At 69.5% G+C, this 17,443-nt stretch carries 13 protein-coding genes; 4 read left to right on the top strand and 9 right to left on the bottom strand.

Going from position 1 to position 17,443, the window contains the following annotated elements; all coding sequences use genetic code 11:
- Positions 1-542: 542 nt before the first annotated feature.
- The 6 genes from ACT3S3_RS01190 to leuA form a co-directional block, all read right to left on the bottom strand.
- On the bottom strand, positions 543-1,244 hold the full coding sequence (locus ACT3S3_RS01190; RefSeq protein WP_301443698.1) for a GntR family transcriptional regulator: 702 nt from the start codon (positions 1,242-1,244) through the stop codon (positions 543-545).
- Positions 1,245-1,267: 23 nt separating this feature from the next.
- Entirely contained in the window at positions 1,268-2,092 is an 825-nt protein-coding gene (locus ACT3S3_RS01185) for a type 1 glutamine amidotransferase (protein ID WP_301443699.1), read from the bottom strand.
- Positions 2,089-3,351 carry a MurT ligase domain-containing protein gene (locus ACT3S3_RS01180; RefSeq protein WP_301443700.1) on the bottom strand — a complete coding sequence of 421 codons (1,263 nt, stop codon included), beginning with the start codon at positions 3,349-3,351 and terminating at the stop codon, positions 2,089-2,091. Before ACT3S3_RS01180 ends, ACT3S3_RS01185 begins: the two co-directional genes overlap by 4 nt.
- An 8-nt stretch (positions 3,352-3,359) precedes the next feature.
- A complete protein-coding gene (locus ACT3S3_RS01175; RefSeq protein WP_441588265.1) occupies positions 3,360-5,186 on the bottom strand; it encodes a DNA polymerase III subunit epsilon in 1,827 nt (608 codons plus the stop codon).
- 78 nt (positions 5,187-5,264) lie between these two features.
- The gene (locus ACT3S3_RS01170; protein ID WP_301444205.1) at positions 5,265-6,164 is read right to left on the bottom strand and encodes a cation diffusion facilitator family transporter; all 900 of its coding nucleotides are present in this window, start codon (positions 6,162-6,164) and stop codon (positions 5,265-5,267) included.
- A gap of 202 nt (positions 6,165-6,366) precedes the next feature.
- The gene (leuA, locus tag ACT3S3_RS01165) at positions 6,367-8,220 is read right to left on the bottom strand and encodes a 2-isopropylmalate synthase (protein ID WP_441582499.1); all 1,854 of its coding nucleotides are present in this window, start codon (positions 8,218-8,220) and stop codon (positions 6,367-6,369) included.
- 249 nt (positions 8,221-8,469) lie between these two features.
- Here leuA and ACT3S3_RS01160 point away from each other — a divergent pair, with 249 nt between their 5' ends.
- Positions 8,470-9,738 (top strand): hypothetical protein, encoded by a 1,269-nt coding sequence (locus ACT3S3_RS01160; RefSeq protein ID WP_301443147.1) that lies wholly within the window; start codon positions 8,470-8,472, stop codon positions 9,736-9,738.
- 3 nt (positions 9,739-9,741) lie between these two features.
- Here the strand turns inward: ACT3S3_RS01160 and ACT3S3_RS01155 are convergent, their stop codons facing one another.
- From ACT3S3_RS01155 to fepB, 3 genes are all read right to left on the bottom strand, one after another.
- Positions 9,742-10,536 carry a trimeric intracellular cation channel family protein gene (locus tag ACT3S3_RS01155; protein ID WP_301443146.1) on the bottom strand — a complete coding sequence of 265 codons (795 nt, stop codon included), beginning with the start codon at positions 10,534-10,536 and terminating at the stop codon, positions 9,742-9,744.
- Positions 10,537-10,560: 24 nt separating this feature from the next.
- Positions 10,561-11,415, bottom strand: a complete 855-nt coding sequence (locus ACT3S3_RS01150; RefSeq protein ID WP_301443150.1) for a DMT family transporter — start codon at positions 11,413-11,415, stop codon at positions 10,561-10,563.
- An 83-nt stretch (positions 11,416-11,498) separates the two neighbouring features.
- A complete protein-coding gene (gene fepB / locus ACT3S3_RS01145; protein ID WP_444626019.1) occupies positions 11,499-12,572 on the bottom strand; it encodes a Fe2+-enterobactin ABC transporter substrate-binding protein in 1,074 nt (357 codons plus the stop codon).
- A 79-nt stretch (positions 12,573-12,651) separates the two neighbouring features.
- Between fepB and ACT3S3_RS01140 the strand changes: the two genes are divergently transcribed.
- The 3 genes from ACT3S3_RS01140 (at position 12,652) to ACT3S3_RS01130 (ending at position 17,168) form a co-directional block, all read left to right on the top strand.
- A complete protein-coding gene (locus ACT3S3_RS01140; protein ID WP_444626017.1) occupies positions 12,652-14,727 on the top strand; it encodes an SIP domain-containing protein in 2,076 nt (691 codons plus the stop codon).
- A gap of 106 nt (positions 14,728-14,833) precedes the next feature.
- Positions 14,834-16,108 carry an aspartate kinase gene (locus ACT3S3_RS01135; RefSeq protein WP_301443149.1) on the top strand — a complete coding sequence of 425 codons (1,275 nt, stop codon included), beginning with the start codon at positions 14,834-14,836 and terminating at the stop codon, positions 16,106-16,108.
- A 19-nt stretch (positions 16,109-16,127) separates the two neighbouring features.
- Positions 16,128-17,168 carry an aspartate-semialdehyde dehydrogenase gene (locus ACT3S3_RS01130; protein WP_441579730.1) on the top strand — a complete coding sequence of 347 codons (1,041 nt, stop codon included), beginning with the start codon at positions 16,128-16,130 and terminating at the stop codon, positions 17,166-17,168.
- Positions 17,169-17,443 lie beyond the last annotated feature (275 nt).

The following is a 17,443-nucleotide window of genomic DNA, read 5'->3' as shown; positions in this document are numbered from 1 at the left end:
GGACGCCGCCGCCTGCTCGGCGACACCGTCGGCCACCGCAGGGAGATCGGGTGTGAGGCGAGCGAGCCCTCCAGTCCGAAGAGCCGGCGGTCCCGGTGATGGTGCCGTGTCGGTGTGCCGGATCTATCCAGCCTCTCGGCCGAGCTCATGCTCGGCTGCGCGCCGGATCCACGAGGACACCGAGCGGTCGTCCTTCTCGGCGGCATCCCGGATCCGGTCCAGGAGCGGCTGCGGAAAGCGGACCGGGACCGGAGCCCCGTACTTGGACTTTCTCCTTACCGGCGGACCTTGGGGTTCCTGGTTCTCGGGTCGGGAGTAGAACTCGTGCTCTTGCGCCTTGTTCATGCTGTTAGTCACCGGTCCTGCTCGTAGGGGGGGGGGCAGTCCTCCAGAAGCCTGAAAAGAAGCGGAGCGTAATGGCGAACCGGATGGTCTATCCAACCAATCCTATATCTCCTGTATTACAGATGGCTACTGCCGATGAAATCCGTGCCGGAAGGAGTGGACAACCGGGTGGTGTGGATAGCGGGGGAGGAGACGTCTCAGCCCAGTGCGCCGCGGATGCGTTCCATCGCGGAGGTCAGCGAGGCCTCGGTGACCCGAGCGGCGGCACAGGCATGCCCTGCGGCGACCGCGTCGATGAGTTGACGCTGGTGGGTGAGGATCCCGGCGGGCGTCCGGGACTCCAGTTCCTCGCGCACACCGACGATCTTGTAGTGCCGGCACTGTGCCCACAGGCTGCGGATCGACTCACACAGCACCTTGTTGGCGGAGGCCTCGTAGACGGCGGACAGCAGTTCTTCGTCGGCGGTGAGGTGACCGAGGACGTCCCCGCGGCCCAGCGCGTCGAGCATCCGGTCGTACAGGGGCTCCAGTCCGCCCGCGGTCACGGCAGCCTTCCCGGCATCATCCCCCTCCTCGGCATCCCCACCCAGCGCAGCGACGCCCAGCTCCGTGGCGCGGACCTCGAGCACACGCCGCACGTCGTAGATGTCCAGGAGCTCGGCGGGGGAGAAGGAGCGCACCACGGCACCGCGCCGGGGACGCGTCTCGACCAGGCCGTCCTCCTCCAGGCGGGTGATGGCCTCCCGCACCGGCATCACGCTGATGCCCAGCTCCGCGGCGAGGTCCCTGATCTGCAGGCGGCGTCCGCCCTGGTACGTGCCGTCGACGATCGCGGCATGCAGCGCCGCGTAGGCCTGGTCGCCCACACGGGTCGCCGCGGGAAGAGGGCTGAGGGACATGCCGACCACTCTACCGACGGGACCTACGCCTTCAGTCGCTCCGCGCGCAGCTGCGCGACCTCGCCGTCGAGCTGTGTGGCGAAGGCGCCGGTCAGCGGCGGCAGCTCGGCCAGCGTCGTGTCCATCGCCGAGGCCAGCAGCAGGTCCGCCAGCTGCGGGTTACGCGCCAGCACCGGCCCGTGCATGTACGTCGCCACGATCGATCCCTGCACCGCGCCCTCGAAGTAGACCTCCTTGCCGGCACGCTCGGGGGTGAGACCGGCGGTCAGCGCACCGTGGGCGTCGGTGTTGCCCACGCCCTCGGTCACGTACCCCAGCGGCGTGGCGTCGGCGCCGAGCAGGGTCGCGCCCTGGTGGTTGGCGAAACCGGTCAACGGCTCGGTCAGCACACCGGCCGCACCCAGCGAACCCGCGGTCAGGCCGAAGCCCTTCAGATTCGGGTCCGACCGCAGCTCACCGATGGTGCGGTTCTGCAGCGAGGACGTCGTCGCGTCGATCAGCCCCAGGCCGTCCACCATGCGGTCGGACGCCCGGAAGGACGTCCCGAAGACCTGCAGGCCGGCACAGATGGCCAGGACGGGACGTCCCGCCTGCACCGCACGCGCCATCGCGCCGTCGGCGGCGAGGTGCTCGGCGGCGAGGATCTGGGCGACGTCCTCGCCACCACCGACGGTGTACACGTCGAGGGTCTCCGGCACGCCGTCGTGCAGGGTGATCGGGTGGATCTCGGCGGTGATGCCGCGCATCCGCGCACGTTGGCGCAGGACGAGGGCGTTGCCGTCGTCGCCGTAGGTGCCGAGCACGTCCGGCAGCACCAGACCGATGTTCAGGGCCGCTTCTCTACTCACTGGGAGATCTCCTTCTGCAGGTCCTTACGCAGGTCACGGAAGGCCGTGTAGTTCGCCAGCACCTCCACGCGCCCGGGCGGGCAGGCGCGCACCGCGGCGACGGTGTCCGCCACGGTGTCGTGCTCCACCCCGGCGTAGCCGAGGCGTACGGCCAGGTCCGAGGACCGCTCACCGGCGGCGACGACCTTGAGGTCGTCGAGGTTCTCGAACTTCACGTCCCACAGCCAGGACAGGTCCTGACCGTCGGCGACCTGCCCGTTCACGGCGATGACCAGGCCGTCGGCGGCGCGGTCGACCATCGACAGGGCCTCCTGCCAGCCGGCCGGGTTCTTGGCGAGCAGCAGGTGCACCTCGCGGCCGTCGAGGTTCACCGTGGAGTAGCGTCCGGCGACGTCGTCGACACGCTCGGCGGCGGCCAGGGCGGACGTCTCGTCCACGCCGAGGGCCACCGCCGCGGCGATCGCCTGCGTGGCGTTGCCCCGGTTGGCGTTGCCTGGCAGCTTCAACGACAGCGGCAGCAGCTCGCCCGAGGGCGTGGTCAGCCCCTCGGGCGTGACCGTCCAGGTGGGTGTGGGACGGCGGAACTCGCGGCCGTCGGCCAGCGGCTTCACCGCGTACCAGTCCGGGGAGCCGTCCTGCTCCTCGGTGCGCACCACCGCACCACCGGTGCGCGGGCAGGACGTGGAGTCGCCGGTGAACCCGACGCCGGCGGACACCCACACCACGTTGGGGCAGTCCCACGCCACGGACGTGACCTGCACGTCGTCGCAGTTGGCGACGACGGTCATCCCGGGGCGCGCCTCCACGCACTCGCGCAGCACCCGCTCGATCTTGTTGATCTCGCCGACCCGGTCGAGCTGGTCGCGTGAGAGGTTCAGCAGCACCAGGACGTCGCAGTCGAGCTTCTTGGCGATGGCCGGCACGTGCAGCTCGTCGACCTCCAGGACGATGCGCTCGCGGTCCCGGCCGGCCAGCAGTGCGGAGATCACCCCGGCGTCCATGTTGTCGCCGCCGTCGTTGGTGGCCACCGTGCCGAGGGCGCGGACCGCCTCGGCGAGCATGCGGGTCGTGGTGGACTTGCCGTTGGTGCCGGTGACGATGGTGCAGGGGCGTCCCGCGCCGAGCTGCTCCATGAGCTTCGGGTCGATGAAGTTGGCGACCAGGCCGCCGATCATGCCGCCGGAACCGCGGCCGGTCTTCTTCGACGCCCAGGTCGCGGCGTCCGCCGCGCGGACGGCCAGTGAGGTCAACATTCCCATTGCTTTATTCACCCTTGGTTCTGGTTCTGCTTCTGGTTCTGCTTCTGGCCCTGCTGCTTCTGGCTGCCGGAGCCGCGCCGTCGACGCCGCCGGGACGACGACCGGCCGGAACCGTTGCCGCCGCCGTTGCCGCCGCCGTTGTTCTTCCCGCCGCCGGACGTGGCGTCCTTGGCGGGGTCCTTCGACGCATTGCCGGAGTTGCCGCCGCCGGAGTTACCGCCACCGTTGCCACCCCTGCCGCCGTTCTTGCCGCGGGCCTGGTTGCGGTTGCGCGACTGGTTGCGGTTTCGTCCCTGGTTACGGCTCTTGCCGCGTTGCGGGGCGGGGATGCGCGGGGTCGCCGGCCGGGCGTCCGGCACGGCGATGTCGGTGGAGCCCGGCTCCACGTCCTCCAAGGCGGCGAGGAACTCCTCGTCGGTGAACAGGGGGATGTTCTTGCGCTCCCCGTGCATCGCCTTGCCGCGCAGCTCGTGGCTGCGGTTGCACACCACCAGGCTCGACGTCCTGTTCAGCTTCTCGCTGTACACCAGTCCGGCCTTCGTGGCGGTGCTGATCAGCAGGTCCGGGTCGTCGCCCACGTCCGGGCTGACCACGAACTCCATGCCCTGGCGCAGGGTGTGCCCGTCGGGCGTGCCCGGGTTGCCGAAGGGACGCGGCGAGGTGGTGGCGTCCACCCGCACGGTGCTGCGTTGCAGACCGAACCGGTCCGCCGTCAGGTCGGACGGATCGGCGACCGACAACCCGCCGGGCGTGTTGTCGGCGGCACCGTCGGCGACCTCGCGCTGCGCGAGGTGGAGAGGGTGCAGGATGCGGGTGTCGGCGAGCAGCAGCTCGTCGGCGAGCACGTCGGCGCGCTGCAGGCTGGACGCCGGGCCGAGGGACGCCAGGGCGTCCTGCGGCAGGTCCAGCCCGTGGGCGTGCGTGTAGTAGGACGCGATGCTGCGCAGGCGCGGATCCTCCACCGGTACCCCGGCACGTCGGGCCGAGGCCAGGGTGTCGATGATGCGCGTGGGCGTGGGCACCGAGATCTTCTTCGGCCGACGCTGCCCGCGCCGCCGCCCGCGCGGGTTGTTGCGCTGGGTGCCGCGGTTCGCCGCACGCTGGGCGCGCCGGTACTCGAACTGGATGAACCCCCACGTCAGCGTGGTGTTGTGGCAGATCAGGGTGCGTCCCTCGATCAGGTCGAACAGCAGCGGGGCGACGGTGGCGAAACCGGGCGCCTGGCCCAGGTCGGCCTCCGTGTAGCCGTGCAGGTGCCACGGGCCCGGGTCCTCGCCGGGGTTGATCTGCTGGACGAAGCCGGTGAGCTGCGCGGCGGGGTCTGTGTTTTCGGTGCCGTCGGTACCGTCGGTCTGCGCCGAGGCGGGACGGTTGCCGCTGAACACGGCACGCTCCCCGTCGGCGGTGTGCAACGTCGCGGCGAACGCCACCATCCGTGAGGTGCTGGGGTGGATGCCCGACGTCGCCACCGTGATCTCCACGAACGGCGCCTCCTGCGCACTCGGCAACGAGCCGTGGAAGGTCTTCGGGAGGTTACGGGCGGGACGCGGCGCGGCCTGCGCCGCGCCGTCCTGCACCGGAGCGTCCTGCGTGCCCGGTGCGTCCTGAACGGAGGGTGCGGACGCGGCAGGCACGGCAGGCTCGGCAGGCACGGCGGCCGGGGCGTCCTGTATCTTCTGTTCGGCCTTCTTGTCTGCCTGCTCGACGGTCCGTGCCGACGGGGGAGCGGAACGGCGGTGGACCTGGCGGCGGCGACGCCGGGAACGGCCCTGTCCGCTGCGCGGGGCACCGTCTGCGCCGTGGGTGGCGTCGGGGCCGGAACCGGGGGAAGTCATGGGGGACATCATACGTTCCGTCGAGCCGCCGGTGCTAAGGACACCGGTGACTCGCCGCGCCGGAGCTCCACGTCTGCGTCACTCGTCGGTGGTGAACCACACGGTGATCCAGCTGTCCGGGTCGTCGCCCCCGAGCTCGCCGGCGACCCGACGACGGATGCCGTGCCACTGCGTCAGGGGGCGCGGGGGTGTGTCGGGGGAGACGTGGAAGACGATCTCCAGCTGGCGCGAGCGGCCGACCTGCGCGGCATGCACGTCCGCGGACAGGAAACCCTCCTCGGCGACGACCCGGTCGGCGACGGCGCGGGCCTCGGCGTGCAGTTCCGGCGGGGTGACCAGCGCGATCTCGGACAGTGCGCGCAGCAGGGTGCGCACCGGCACCGGGATCAGCACGGACGCCACGACGATCAGCACCACCGGGTCCACGTACGGCAGCAGGTGCTCGTGGGAGGTCCCGTCGATGACCATGCCGACCAGGAACGCGATCAACAGCGCACCCGTCACCCCGGCGCCCATGAGCCACCCCTTGACGTCCATGGCCACCAACGCGGAGCCGATCCTCCGGTTCGCCCGGTGCTCCAGGGCCGCGGTGGTGCCGGCGAGCAGCAGGACGACCACGGTGTAGACCACGGCCGGGCCGAACTCGACCTCGCGTCCGCCGTCCAGCAGCGCGGTGACGGCCTGCAGCAGCGCATAGCCGGCGACCGCCATCATCACCAGGGCGTTGAGGCACAGCACCAACGGTTCGAAGTGCCAGAACCCCATGCTGAACCGCCGCGGCAGCCCCTCGGACCTGGATTTGGCGAGCAGCCCGGCCAGGATGATGGAGATCACCGACATCAGGGCGTCGACGAGGGAGAAGACGCCGTCGAACAGGATGGCCGCGGACCCGGACACCAGGCCGAAGCCGATGCCGAGCGCGGAGAGCAGGAGGACGGCGACCAGCGACACGCGCAGGGCCTGTTGTTCGGTACGCACCGTGAAAAAGACTCCTCGGAGGTCACGCAGGGACAGGGCGTTCACTGTCGCACGGGCGTGCCGCACCGGCCAACCACCGGGTTAGGAAGCGGATTCCGGTGCCCCTGCGGGGTGGTGCCAACTGGGTCGTCCCCCAGGCCACGAAACCCACTGTTTCGTTACCTGGGGGACGACTCAGATGACACAGCTGACCCAGCTGGGACTAGACCCCGCCGAGCACACCCTGGGCGACCGGCTCCTTGGAGTGCGCGCGGTTCACCCCGGAGGTGATGGCCTTCAGCGAGGCGTAGGTGATCGAACCGGCGATGCCGACACCCCAGACCTGCTGGCCGTCGATCTGCGCCAGGACGTAGGCCGCGGCCTCCGCGTCGTCGCCGGCGGTGCGGGCGTGCTGGGAGTACTCCTGGACCTCCACGTCCACGCCCAGGGCCTCCAGGGCGTTGCAGTACGCCGCGATCGGCCCGTTGCCACGGCCCTGGATGGTGCGGGTGTCGCCCTTCCACTCGATCTCGGCGGTGACCTTGGTCTCCGACCCCTCGGTCTGCGGGCCGTCCACCGTCACGGAGATCTGCTCCAGCGGGGAGGTGCGCTCCAGGTACTCGCCGGTGAAGATGTCCCACATGGCCTTGGAGTTCACCTCGCCGCCCTCGGCCTCGGTCACGGCCTGGACCACGCCGGAGAACTCGACCTGCATCGGACGCGGCATGTCGATGCCGTGGTCGGTCTTCATGATGTAGGCCACGCCGCCCTTGCCGGACTGCGAGTTCACCCGGATCACGGCCTCGTAGCTGCGGCCGATGTCCTTCGGGTCGATCGGCAGGTAGGGGACCTCCCACTGCACGCGGCGGAAGTCCTCCTCGGAGATCTCGTTGGCGTGGTGGCCCGGGGAGACGGAGTCCGCCAGGGCGTCGATGCCCTTGTTGATGGCGTCCTGGTGCGAACCGGAGAAGGCGGTGAACACCAGGTCGCCGCCGTAGGGCTGACGCTCCGGGACGACCAGCTGGTTGCAGTACTCCACCGTGCGGCGGATCTCGTCGATGTCGGAGAAGTCGATCTGCGGGTCCACGCCCTGGGTGAACATGTTCAGCCCCAGGGTCACCAGGTCCACGTTGCCGGTGCGCTCACCGTTGCCGAACAGGCAGCCCTCGATGCGGTCGGCGCCGGCCATGTAGCCCAGCTCGGCGGTGGCGACACCGGTGCCGCGGTCGTTGTGCGGGTGCAGCGACAGGATCACCGAGTCGCGGCGGGCGATGTGGCGGCTCATCCACTCGATGCCGTCGGCGTAGACGTTCGGGGTGATCATCTCCACCGTGGACGGCAGGTTGATGATGATCGGGTTCTCCGGGGTCGGCTCCATGATCTCGATGACCGCGTCGCAGACCTCCTTGGCGTACTCGACCTCGGTGCCGGTGTAGGACTCCGGGGAGTACTGCCAGCGCCAGGTGGTGTCCGGGTAGTCCTTGGCGACGTCCTTGATCAGCTCGGCGGCGTCGGTCGCCAGCTTCTTGATCGCGTCCCGGTCCTTCCGGAAGACCACGCGGCGCTGCAGGATCGAGGTGGAGTTGTAGAAGTGCACGATCACGTTCTTCGCGCCCTCGCACGCCTCGAAGGTGCGGCGGATCAGGTGCTCGCGCGCCTGCACCAGCACCTGGATGGTGACGTCCTCCGGGATCATGTCGTTCTCGATGATCTCGCGGACGAAGTCGAAGTCGACCTGGGAGGCGGACGGGAAGCCGACCTCGATCTCCTTGTAGCCCATGCGTACCAGCAGGTCGAACATGCGGCGCTTGCGCTCCGGGCTCATCGGGTCGATCAGGGCCTGGTTGCCGTCGCGCAGGTCCACCGCGCACCACTGGGGTGCGGTGTCGATGACCTTGTCCGGCCAGGTGCGGTCGGGCAGCTGGAAGCGCTCGACCTCGGTGAAGTGCGGCTGGTAGCGGTGCGCCGGCATCTGGGAGGGGCGCTGCTTGTTCCAGGCCTTCTGGCCCTCGGGGATCTCGCCGGCAGGGGTGGAGATGCGGGCGGGGGCGGAGATGAAGGAATCAGAGGGGGTCATGATGGTGCTCCTTGGATCGGTGGAAGGAAATAATGGTCATCACCGACCGGCACGACTCAACTCCGCGACGGGGAGCCGGTCGGTTTTTCAGAACCTGACCCCGCCGCGGCAGAGAAGGAGGAGCTGCGCGCGCGAGTTAATCATGGCGACCACTGTAACACGGTGACGCGGACGCGGGGAAAGTGGGAGTGTGACCGGGCTAACGTCGACCGGGTTCGCCATGGTGGTGGGGCGCTAGGATGGACGACCGTGGAACGAAGAGCAACGGCTGGCGTGACGGCGGTGACCGCAGTGGTCTCGGGCGTGGTGACGGTGCTGACCGCCGTCGTGCAGATGGTCGTGATGACCGTCCGGGGCAACCGCAACGGCCTCAGCCTGCGCGAGGTCCTCACGCAGTGGGACGCGCACTGGATGATGATGATCTCGGAGCACGGCTACTCCGGGTTCGTCATGTCGTCCGAACCGTCCGGCCCGGTGCAGTGGGAGTCGGTGGCGTTCTTCCCCGGGTACCCGGTGCTGGTGCGCCTCGTCGCCGCCCCGATGGCGGTGCTGGACGTGGCGGACGCGACGTTCCTCGCCGCGATGTTCACCTCCGCCGTCGCGACGTTGTTCCTGGCCTGGGGTGTCAGCCTGCTGGCCACCGAGCTGTGGTGTCCTCCGGACCGCCGGACGTTGGTCGTGCTGACGGCCGTGGTGACGGTGCTCGCCGTCGGTGCGCCGATGGGTGTCGTCTACTGGATGCCCTACTCCGAGAGCCTGTTCACCGCCCTGACGGTGTGGGCGCTGTACTTCCTGCTGCGCCGCCGCCACCTCGCCGCCGGTGTGCTGACCCTGTTCGCCGGGCTGACCCGGCTCACCGCCGCGGCACTGGTGCTCACACTGTGCGTCGCCGCCGTGGTCGAGGTGTGGCGCTGGTGGCGGGCGCGCCAGGCAGGACGAACACGGCAGGACGCTGCGCTTCCTGCCTTCCCGGCGTCCGCCGTCACCGCGCCGGTGCTCGGCGCCCTGGGGATCGGCGCCTACCTGGCGTGGGCGAACCGGACGGTCGCCGAGATCGGCGGGTACTTCGCCGCGCAGGAGCGTGGCTGGCACTCCGGGGTCGACCTGGGGGCGGCCACGCTGCGGTGGCTGGCGGACAACCTGCCCGGCCAGATGACCGGCTACACGATCTCCAGCTGGTCGATGATCCTGGTGGCGTTGCTGTGCGTGGCGTCGCTGTGGATGCTGTGGGCGGGGTGGATCCCCTGGCAGCTGTGGCTGCCGGCGGTGGTCCTGGCGGGCATCGTGCTGGGGTCGGACGGCATCATGCACTCACGTCCGCGGCTGCTGCTGATCCCGGTGCTCCTGCTGTGCCTGCCGCTGGTCGTCCGGGCGGTGCGTGGCTGGCGGACTGCCGGGGCGGTGGGTCCGGTCCATGTCGTGGCCGGCGCGGCGATCGGGGTCGCGGCGGTCCTGTGGTGCACCCTGGGATTCTGGGTGTCCGCCGAGATGCTCATCGGCTTCGAGTACGCGATCTGAGGATCACTCGCCGCGCTCTTCCTCGGCCTTCTCCTCTGCCACCTCTTCGGCCTCCTCTCGCCGTCGCAGGCGGATACGGCGCAGTTTCATGGCCCGCGCCATCGTCATCGGCTGGCGCAGCCTCTTCTGCGCCGCCCACGACAGGTCCTGCATCCCAGGTAGCACCCAACCCCGCCAGTAGGCGGCGATCATCAGCCCCGCGCCGATGAAGGGGGACACGATCAGCCCCACCAGGAACACCGGGAAGTCACCGGCGACCCCGGAGTCGTCCAACGACTTGATCCCGACCATCACCGCCGCGGTGAGCAGTGCCGGGGTCGCGTACAACGTCGCCCCGCCGAAGATCGCGGGCACCGACCCGGTCATCACGTCCCGGATCATGCCGCCGCCGACCACCGTCAAGACCCCGAGGAACAGCGCCGACGACCACGGCAGGTCGTTGGCCAGCGCCTTCGTCGAGCCGGTCGCGGCCCACACGCCCAGGACCACGGCGTCGCCGTGGACGCGGAAGATCTCCCACCCGCGGGAGTTCATGTGGATCATCGTGGAGATCACCGCCCCGACCAGGGCGAGCCCGAAGTAGCGCATGTCCTGCATGGCGGCCGGCGGCCCGTTGTCGATGAGCACGTCGCGGATCATGCCGCCGCCCAACGCGGTGATGATCGACAGGAAGAGGATGCCGATGAAGTCGAGGTTGCGGGCGCGGGCGATGATCGCCCCGATCATCCCGTAGAGAACCACCCCGATCAGGTCGAGTGTCTCGTAGACCGCCCTGATCGACGGGTCGACAAAGTCCATGGCGCCGAGGATATCCTTTTCCACTCACTCCACGCCGCGGCGCGAGAGCACCACCGTGGACACGATCATCACCACCAGGGCACCGGCCATGATCAGCCACTGGGTGCCCTCCACCTGGAACCGCTCACCGAGCACCAGGTAGCCCAGCACGAACGCCACGATCGGCTCGGTGATCGTCATGGCGGGCAGCGAGTTCTTCAACGCGCCGGCGTTGAAGCTGGCCTGCTGCACCAGTGTGCCGATGATCGCCGCGGCGATGACCCCGTAGAGCTCCCAGGTGGTCAGCAGGGCGGCCACGCCCTCCTGGTTGAAGATGTTGACCACCGACTTCGACAGCACCGCCAGGTAACCCATGATCGCGCCGGTCACGGCGCCGAGGATCAGGGCTCGGGTGCGCAGCTGCTGCCGGGAGGCCAGCCACATCAGGGCCAGCAAGACGATCGCGCCCACCCCGAGGGTGGCCATCCACGTGCCCAACGTCGGGAAATCGTTGCCGGGCAGGGGACGTCCCCACACCACGACCACGCCCACGGCGACGGTGAGCAGCGTCGCCCACGCCATCTCCATACGCGACACCCGGCGTCCGTCGAAACGGGCGGCCAGCGGCAGGGTGAACATCAACGAGAGCACCAGCACCGGCTGGACGACCAGCAGCGTGCCGAACCCCAGCGCCACGATCTGCAGCCCGTAGGCCGCCAGCGCGCAGAAGACGCCCGCCCACCAGCGTGGACGGGCGACGGCCGCGAGGACCGGGGTGCCGTGGGCGTTGTCGCGGTCGCCCGACGTCTGTTCGGCGACCTGGTGGCGCAGGATCGTTCCCCAGGCCACGGTGAGGGCAGAAAGAAGGGCGAAGACGACAGCGAGCAGGTTGCTGTGCATCATCAGAAACTCAGACTAGTCGTCCGCCGCCGAGGATGTATCAGAGGGCTTTATTACCCGATTACCCCACGATCACGTCACGATCACTTCGCGAAGTACTCCTCGATCTGGTCGAGCATCACCATCGCGCTGTAGTAGTCGATGCGGAAGGTCTCGGCACTGAACTCGAAGATGCGGTCGTTCTCCACGGCGTAGGTGTTGCGCGCGGTGGGCTTCTCGGCCATCTGCTCGCTGACGGGGTTGTCGGCGTCGGCGTTCGTGGCGAAGATCGTCCGGCCGGTCAGGCCCTTGTCCAGGTTCTCGTCGGTGACCTGCACCACGTCCGTGCGTCCGGCGTAGTCGCCGTCGGTACGTGCCACACCCTCGCCGGGGACGTCCAGGTCCCAGCCGAGCTCCTCGATGATGCGGCCCTGCGCGGACTCGCCGGTCATGAAGTTCACGCCGCCGTCGGTCGCCGGCAGGATGAACTGCACGGGCTGCTCGGGCTCCTCGATGTTCTCGGTCACCTCGGTGGCGCGGTCCTTGAACTCCTGAATGGCGTCGGCGGCCTCCTCCTCGTGGCCGGTGACCTCACCGAGCTGCGTGGTGACCTCGGTCCAGTCCTTGTCGGAGTAGTCCAGGACCACGGTGGGGGCGACCTCCGACAGGCGCTCGGCGAGGTCCGGGGCGGCGTCCGCGCCGAAGGCGGAGACGATGATCAGGTCGGGGTCCTGGGCGGCGATCTTCTCGAAGTCCGGCTCCAGCTGGCCGATCTCCTCGACACCACGCTCGTCGGCGACGTCGGCCCACTGCTTGAAGAAGCCCTTGTCGTCGTAGGTCGGGCCCGGGCTCGCTGCACCGGAGGCGATGACCGGGGCGTCCATGGACAGCAGGCTGCCGGTCAGGGTCACCGACGTCGACACGATGCGCTCGGGCTGGGCGGGGATCTCCACCTCCTCGGTCTCACCGGTGGGGGTGCCGTCGTCGACGCCGATCGAGTCGACGGTGCGCGGCCACTCGCCGTCGCTCTGGGACGCGGCGGAGGTGTCGGTGCTGTCGGAGCCGTCGGACGAGCTGCTGTCGTCGCTGTCGTCGGAGCAGGCGGCCATGGCGAACACGAGGCCGGAGACGACGACGGCGCCGGCGATCCGGCGGCGCATGGTGGGCAGATGAGACATGTGATTCTCTCCTCGAGAATACGAAAGGGTGGTTACGCTCAGTAATCGTATCGGCACCGCCCGTCCACCGGTAGGGGGTATGTCAGGTGATGCTAACCTCGTGGCGAAGCGGTTCGACCGCCACCCCCGCACCCAACGTGAGGAGCACTTCGCCGTGCCACGAATCAGCCGCGACACCGACATCTACCCGATCACGATGCGCGAGCTGGAGGTGCTCGGGGTCGAGGACGTCTCCCCGAACATGCGCCGCATCGTCTTCGGTGGTGAGGGGCTGCGCGCCCATGAGCGCGACGGTGAGACCGTGCCGGCCATCGTCTCCGACGGTTTCGACGACGACATGCGGATGATCTTCCCCCACCCGGAGACCGCCGAGCGTCCCTACCCGGTGTCGCTGGGCGACGGCCGCCTGGACTGGACCGCCGAGGTCAACGAGCTCTTCCGTACCTACACGGTGCGCCGCTGGTCGCCGGACGCCGGGGAGCACGGCGAACTCGTCGTGGACTTCGCCCGTCACGGCGCGGGCCTGGCGGAGGGGTGGTCGTCCACCGCGGGCGTCGGCGACAAGGTGTACGCCGCCGGCCCGAAGAACTGCGCCTCGCTGCCGGTCCACACCGACTGGCTGCTGCTCGTCGGCGACGAGACCGCCCTGCCGGCGATCGGCCGCTGTCTGGAGGAGGTGCCCGCCGGGCACCGCGTGCTCGCCATCGTGGAGGTCCCGGACCAGGCCGACATCCAGGAGGACCTGGGTCAGGTGGCCTGCGCGGACACCCTGGACCTGCGCTGGGTCGTGCGCGCCGAGGGCGGGGACTTCACCGCGGAGGTCGACGCCCTGGCGTCCGGCGACACCGCACTGCCGGAGGGCACGCCCTTCGTGTGGGCCGGTGGTGAGGCCGGACGGCTGAAGAAGGTCCGTTCCTTCATCAAGACCGCCGGGGTGCCGCGCGAGCACGTGCAGGTCACCGGCTACTGGCGCAAGGTCGACGCCCCGCAGCCGGCCGCCCAGGAAGAGGGCAACGGCGAGGCGGGGGAGGACGCGACCGGTGCCGCCGCCGCAGCCGAGGCACCGTCGTCGAGCATCTCCGTGCTCATGCAGCTCCACGAGCTCACCGAGATCGCGCCGGGCCTGGCACTGCAGGCGGCTGCACGGCTGGGCCTGTTCGAGGCCGTCGACGTGGCTGCCGAGGCGGCGGGCGGACCGGCGGCGCCCCTCGCCGAGGTCGCCGGCGCGACCGGGGTGGACCCGGACCGGCTCCTGCGTTTCCTGCGCTACCTGCAGTCGCTCGACCTGCTCACCATCGCCGGTGACGCTGAAGACGCTGAAGACGCAGAGGCGCCGACCGTGCAGCTCACGACCCTGGGTAACGAGCTCGCCGATCCGGAGGGCGTCGTCGCACGCCTGACCGGGCCGGGGGCGGTCCAGTCGCTGGCCTGGCTGCATCTCGACGAGACGCTGCGCACCGGCACGCCGGCAGCCATCGGCTCGCGCGGGGCCGACTGGGCGTCCGTCCGGGCCGAGAATCCCGCCCTGGGCGAGACCCTCGCCGACGGCGAGGCCACCCGCGCCCAGTGGGTCGCCCCGGCGCTGGCGAAGAAGCTGGACGCACTGCCCGGCGGTGCGCCGACGCACGTCGCCGTGGCCGGAGCGTCCGAGGGCGTGGCCGCCGCGGTGTACGCCGACGAGCTCGTCCGTGCCCGTGGCGACCTCAACGTCACGGTGCTCGACCTGCAGGAGTCACAGGACGCCTCGCACGAACGGGTGCTGCGCGAGGTCGCAGCCTCGCGCCGGGACCGCGTCGAGGTGCGGGACTGGGCGGAAGGCACCGGGGACGCTGGAAGTGCGCCGGACGCGCCGGGCGTCCTGATCCTGTTGGACCCCTTCGCACTGCGCACCGCGCAGGACGTCCCGACGTTGCTCGCCGAGGCGGCCTCGATCGTCGGGCCGTCCGGCAGTGTCGTGGTCGTCACCCGGCTGCTCGCCGAGAGCGGGGAGGAGGACCACGACTACGAAGAGGACCTGACCCGCATGCTCGTTGACGGGCACCGTCTGCCCACGGCCCGTGACCTGGCGTCCGCGGTGGCGGAGGCGGGTCTCACCGGGGTGGCGGACATGCCGGTCGGGTGGGGTAGCCACGCCGTGGTCGTCGCCGGAAAGTGACCTGCGACACCGGCTTCCGGGAGCAGTGAAGGCTCAGGTACGCTGGGGAGGTCTGAGCAATTATAACGAGTTATCCCGTCAACACGGGAAGGTGGAGCTGGGAACCGTGGCCTTGATCGTGCAGAAGTACGGCGGATCGTCGTTGGAGAGCGCCGAACGTATCCGGCGCGTGGCGCAGCGCATCGTGGAGACCAAGAAGCAGGGCCACGACGTGGTCGTGGTCTGCTCCGCGATGGGTGACACCACCGACGACCTGCTCGACCTGGCGAACCAGGTCAACCCGGTGCCGCCGGGCCGTGAGATGGACATGCTGCTCACCGCCGGTGAGCGCATCTCCAACTCCCTGGTGGCCATGGCCATCGACTCCTTCGGCGCCGAGGCGCAGTCCTTCACCGGCTCCCAGGCCGGGGTGATCACCACGGAGCGTCACGGCAACGCCCGCATCGTGGACGTGACCCCGGGCCGGGTGCGCGAGGCGCTGGACGAGGGAAAGATCTGCCTCGTCGCCGGCTTCCAGGGCGTCAACCGGGAGACCCGGGACATCACCACCCTGGGCCGTGGTGGCTCGGACACCACCGCCGTGGCGCTTGCCGCCGCACTGAAGGCCGACGTGTGCGAGATCTACTCCGACGTCGACGGCGTGTACACCGCCGACCCGCGCATCGTGCCCAACGCCAAGCGGCTGGACACCATCTCCTTCGACGAGATGCTGGAGATGGCCGCCGTCGGCGCCAAGATCCTGATGCTGCGGTGCGTGGAGTACGCCCGCGCCTTCAACGTCCCGATCCGTGTCCGTTCATCATTCAGCAACGAAACCGGCACCCTGGTGTCCGGCTCTTTGGAGGATATCCCCGTGGAAGAAGCAGTCCTTACCGGTGTCGCCCACGACCGTTCCGAGGCGAAGGTCACCGTGCTCGGCATCCCCGACAAGCCGGGCGAGGCCGCCCGCGTGTTCCGCACCCTGGCGGACGCGGAGATCAACATCGACATGGTGCTGCAGAACGTGTCGTCGCTGGCGGACAACCTGACCGACATCACCTTCACCTGCCCGCGGGAGGACGCACCGCGCGCCGTGGAGCTGCTCAAGGGCCTGCAGGGCGCCGAGGAGCACCAGAAGTTCGGGCAGCTGCTGTTCGACGACCAGGTCGGCAAGGTGTCGCTGGTGGGTGCGGGCATGAAGTCGCACCCCGGCGTGACCGCGGACTTCTGCGAGGCGCTGCGCGACGCTGGCATCAACATCGAGCTGATCTCCACCTCGGAGATCCGTATCTCCGTGCTGATCCGCGACACCGACCTCGACGCGGCCGTGGCCGCCCTGCACGAGCGTTTCAAGCTCGGTGGCGAGGAGACCGCCACCGTCTACGCCGGCACCGGCCGGTAGAAGGGACACCGAGAAAACCATGACCACCCTCGCGATTGTGGGCGCCACCGGCCAGGTCGGCCGCGTGATGCGTGACATCCTGGAGAACCGTCCGGCCGTGCTGGAGAAGCTGGACTCGGTGCGTTTCTTCGCCTCGGCCCGCTCGGCGGGCACCGAGATCGAGTTCAACGGCGGACGTGTCGTCGTCGAGGACGTCGAGGCGACCTCGACGGAGGACCTGCGTGGCATCGACGTGGCCCTGTTCTCCGCCGGTGGTGCGACGTCCAAGGTGCAGGCCCCGCGTTTCGTGGAGGCCGGCGCCACCGTGGTGGACAACTCCTCGGCGTGGCGTAAGGATCCGGAGGTCCCGCTGATCGTCTCGGAGGTCAACCCGGACGACGCGAAGGACGTGCCGAAGGGCATCATCGCCAACCCGAACTGCACCACCATGGCGGCGATGCCGGTGCTGGGTGCCCTGCACGGTGTGGCCGGTCTGAAGCGCCTGCACGTGTCGAGCTACCAGGCGGTGTCCGGTTCGGGTCTGGCCGGGGTGAAGGCCCTGGCCGACCAGGTGCGGGCCAACCTGGAGGTGCTGGAGAACCTGGCGACCGACGGGTCGGCGCTGCAGGTCGAGGACTTCGGCCCGTACGTGGCCCCGATCGCCTTCAACGCGCTGCCGATGGCCGGCAGCATCGTGGACGACGGCTCCGGGGAGACCGACGAGGAGCAGAAGCTGCGCAATGAGTCGCGCAAGATCCTGCACATCCCGGAGCTTCCCGTGGCCGGCACCTGCGTGCGTGTTCCGGTGTTCACCGGGCATACGATGACGGTGCACGCGGAGTTCGATTCCGCGATCACCCCGGAGCGTGCCGAGGAGGTCCTGTCCGCGGCGCCGGGTGTGGAGCTGACGGACGTGCCGACGCCGTTGGCTGCCGCGGGTGTGGACCCGTCCCTGGTGGGGCGTATCCGCCAGGACCAGTCGGTGGAGGACGGCCGTGGCCTGGTCCTCGTGGTCTCCGGTGACAACCTGCGCAAGGGCGCGGCGTTGAACACGATCCAGATCGCGGAGCTGCTGCTCTAGCGGTTCTCGTCCCGCACGTCGGGGCCGGTGAGCCTGTGCCGGTGTATTCCTCCTCTCGAGGAGGGTGCACCGGCGCAGGCTTTTGTGTCCTCGCAGGTCAGTGACACCGTGGAAGCCGCTAATGTGACGCATGCTACCGTGTTTCCCGTCCAACTTATGTGATCACAGATTTCACGAGTGCCGGGCCGCCAAAACCTGGGGAACACCACCCCAGCACACTGCACCACAGCGACAACCTGTCCGCAGCTGGCGTCCCGGCACCGGATAGGGAGAGC

Origin of the sequence: Corynebacterium sp. AOP40-4SA-5 (assembly GCF_052377355.1) — a bacterium.
Classification (GTDB): domain Bacteria; phylum Actinomycetota; class Actinomycetes; order Mycobacteriales; family Mycobacteriaceae; genus Corynebacterium.
Note: the sequence above shows the minus strand (reverse complement) of the source record. Positions and strands in the feature narration are given on the sequence as shown.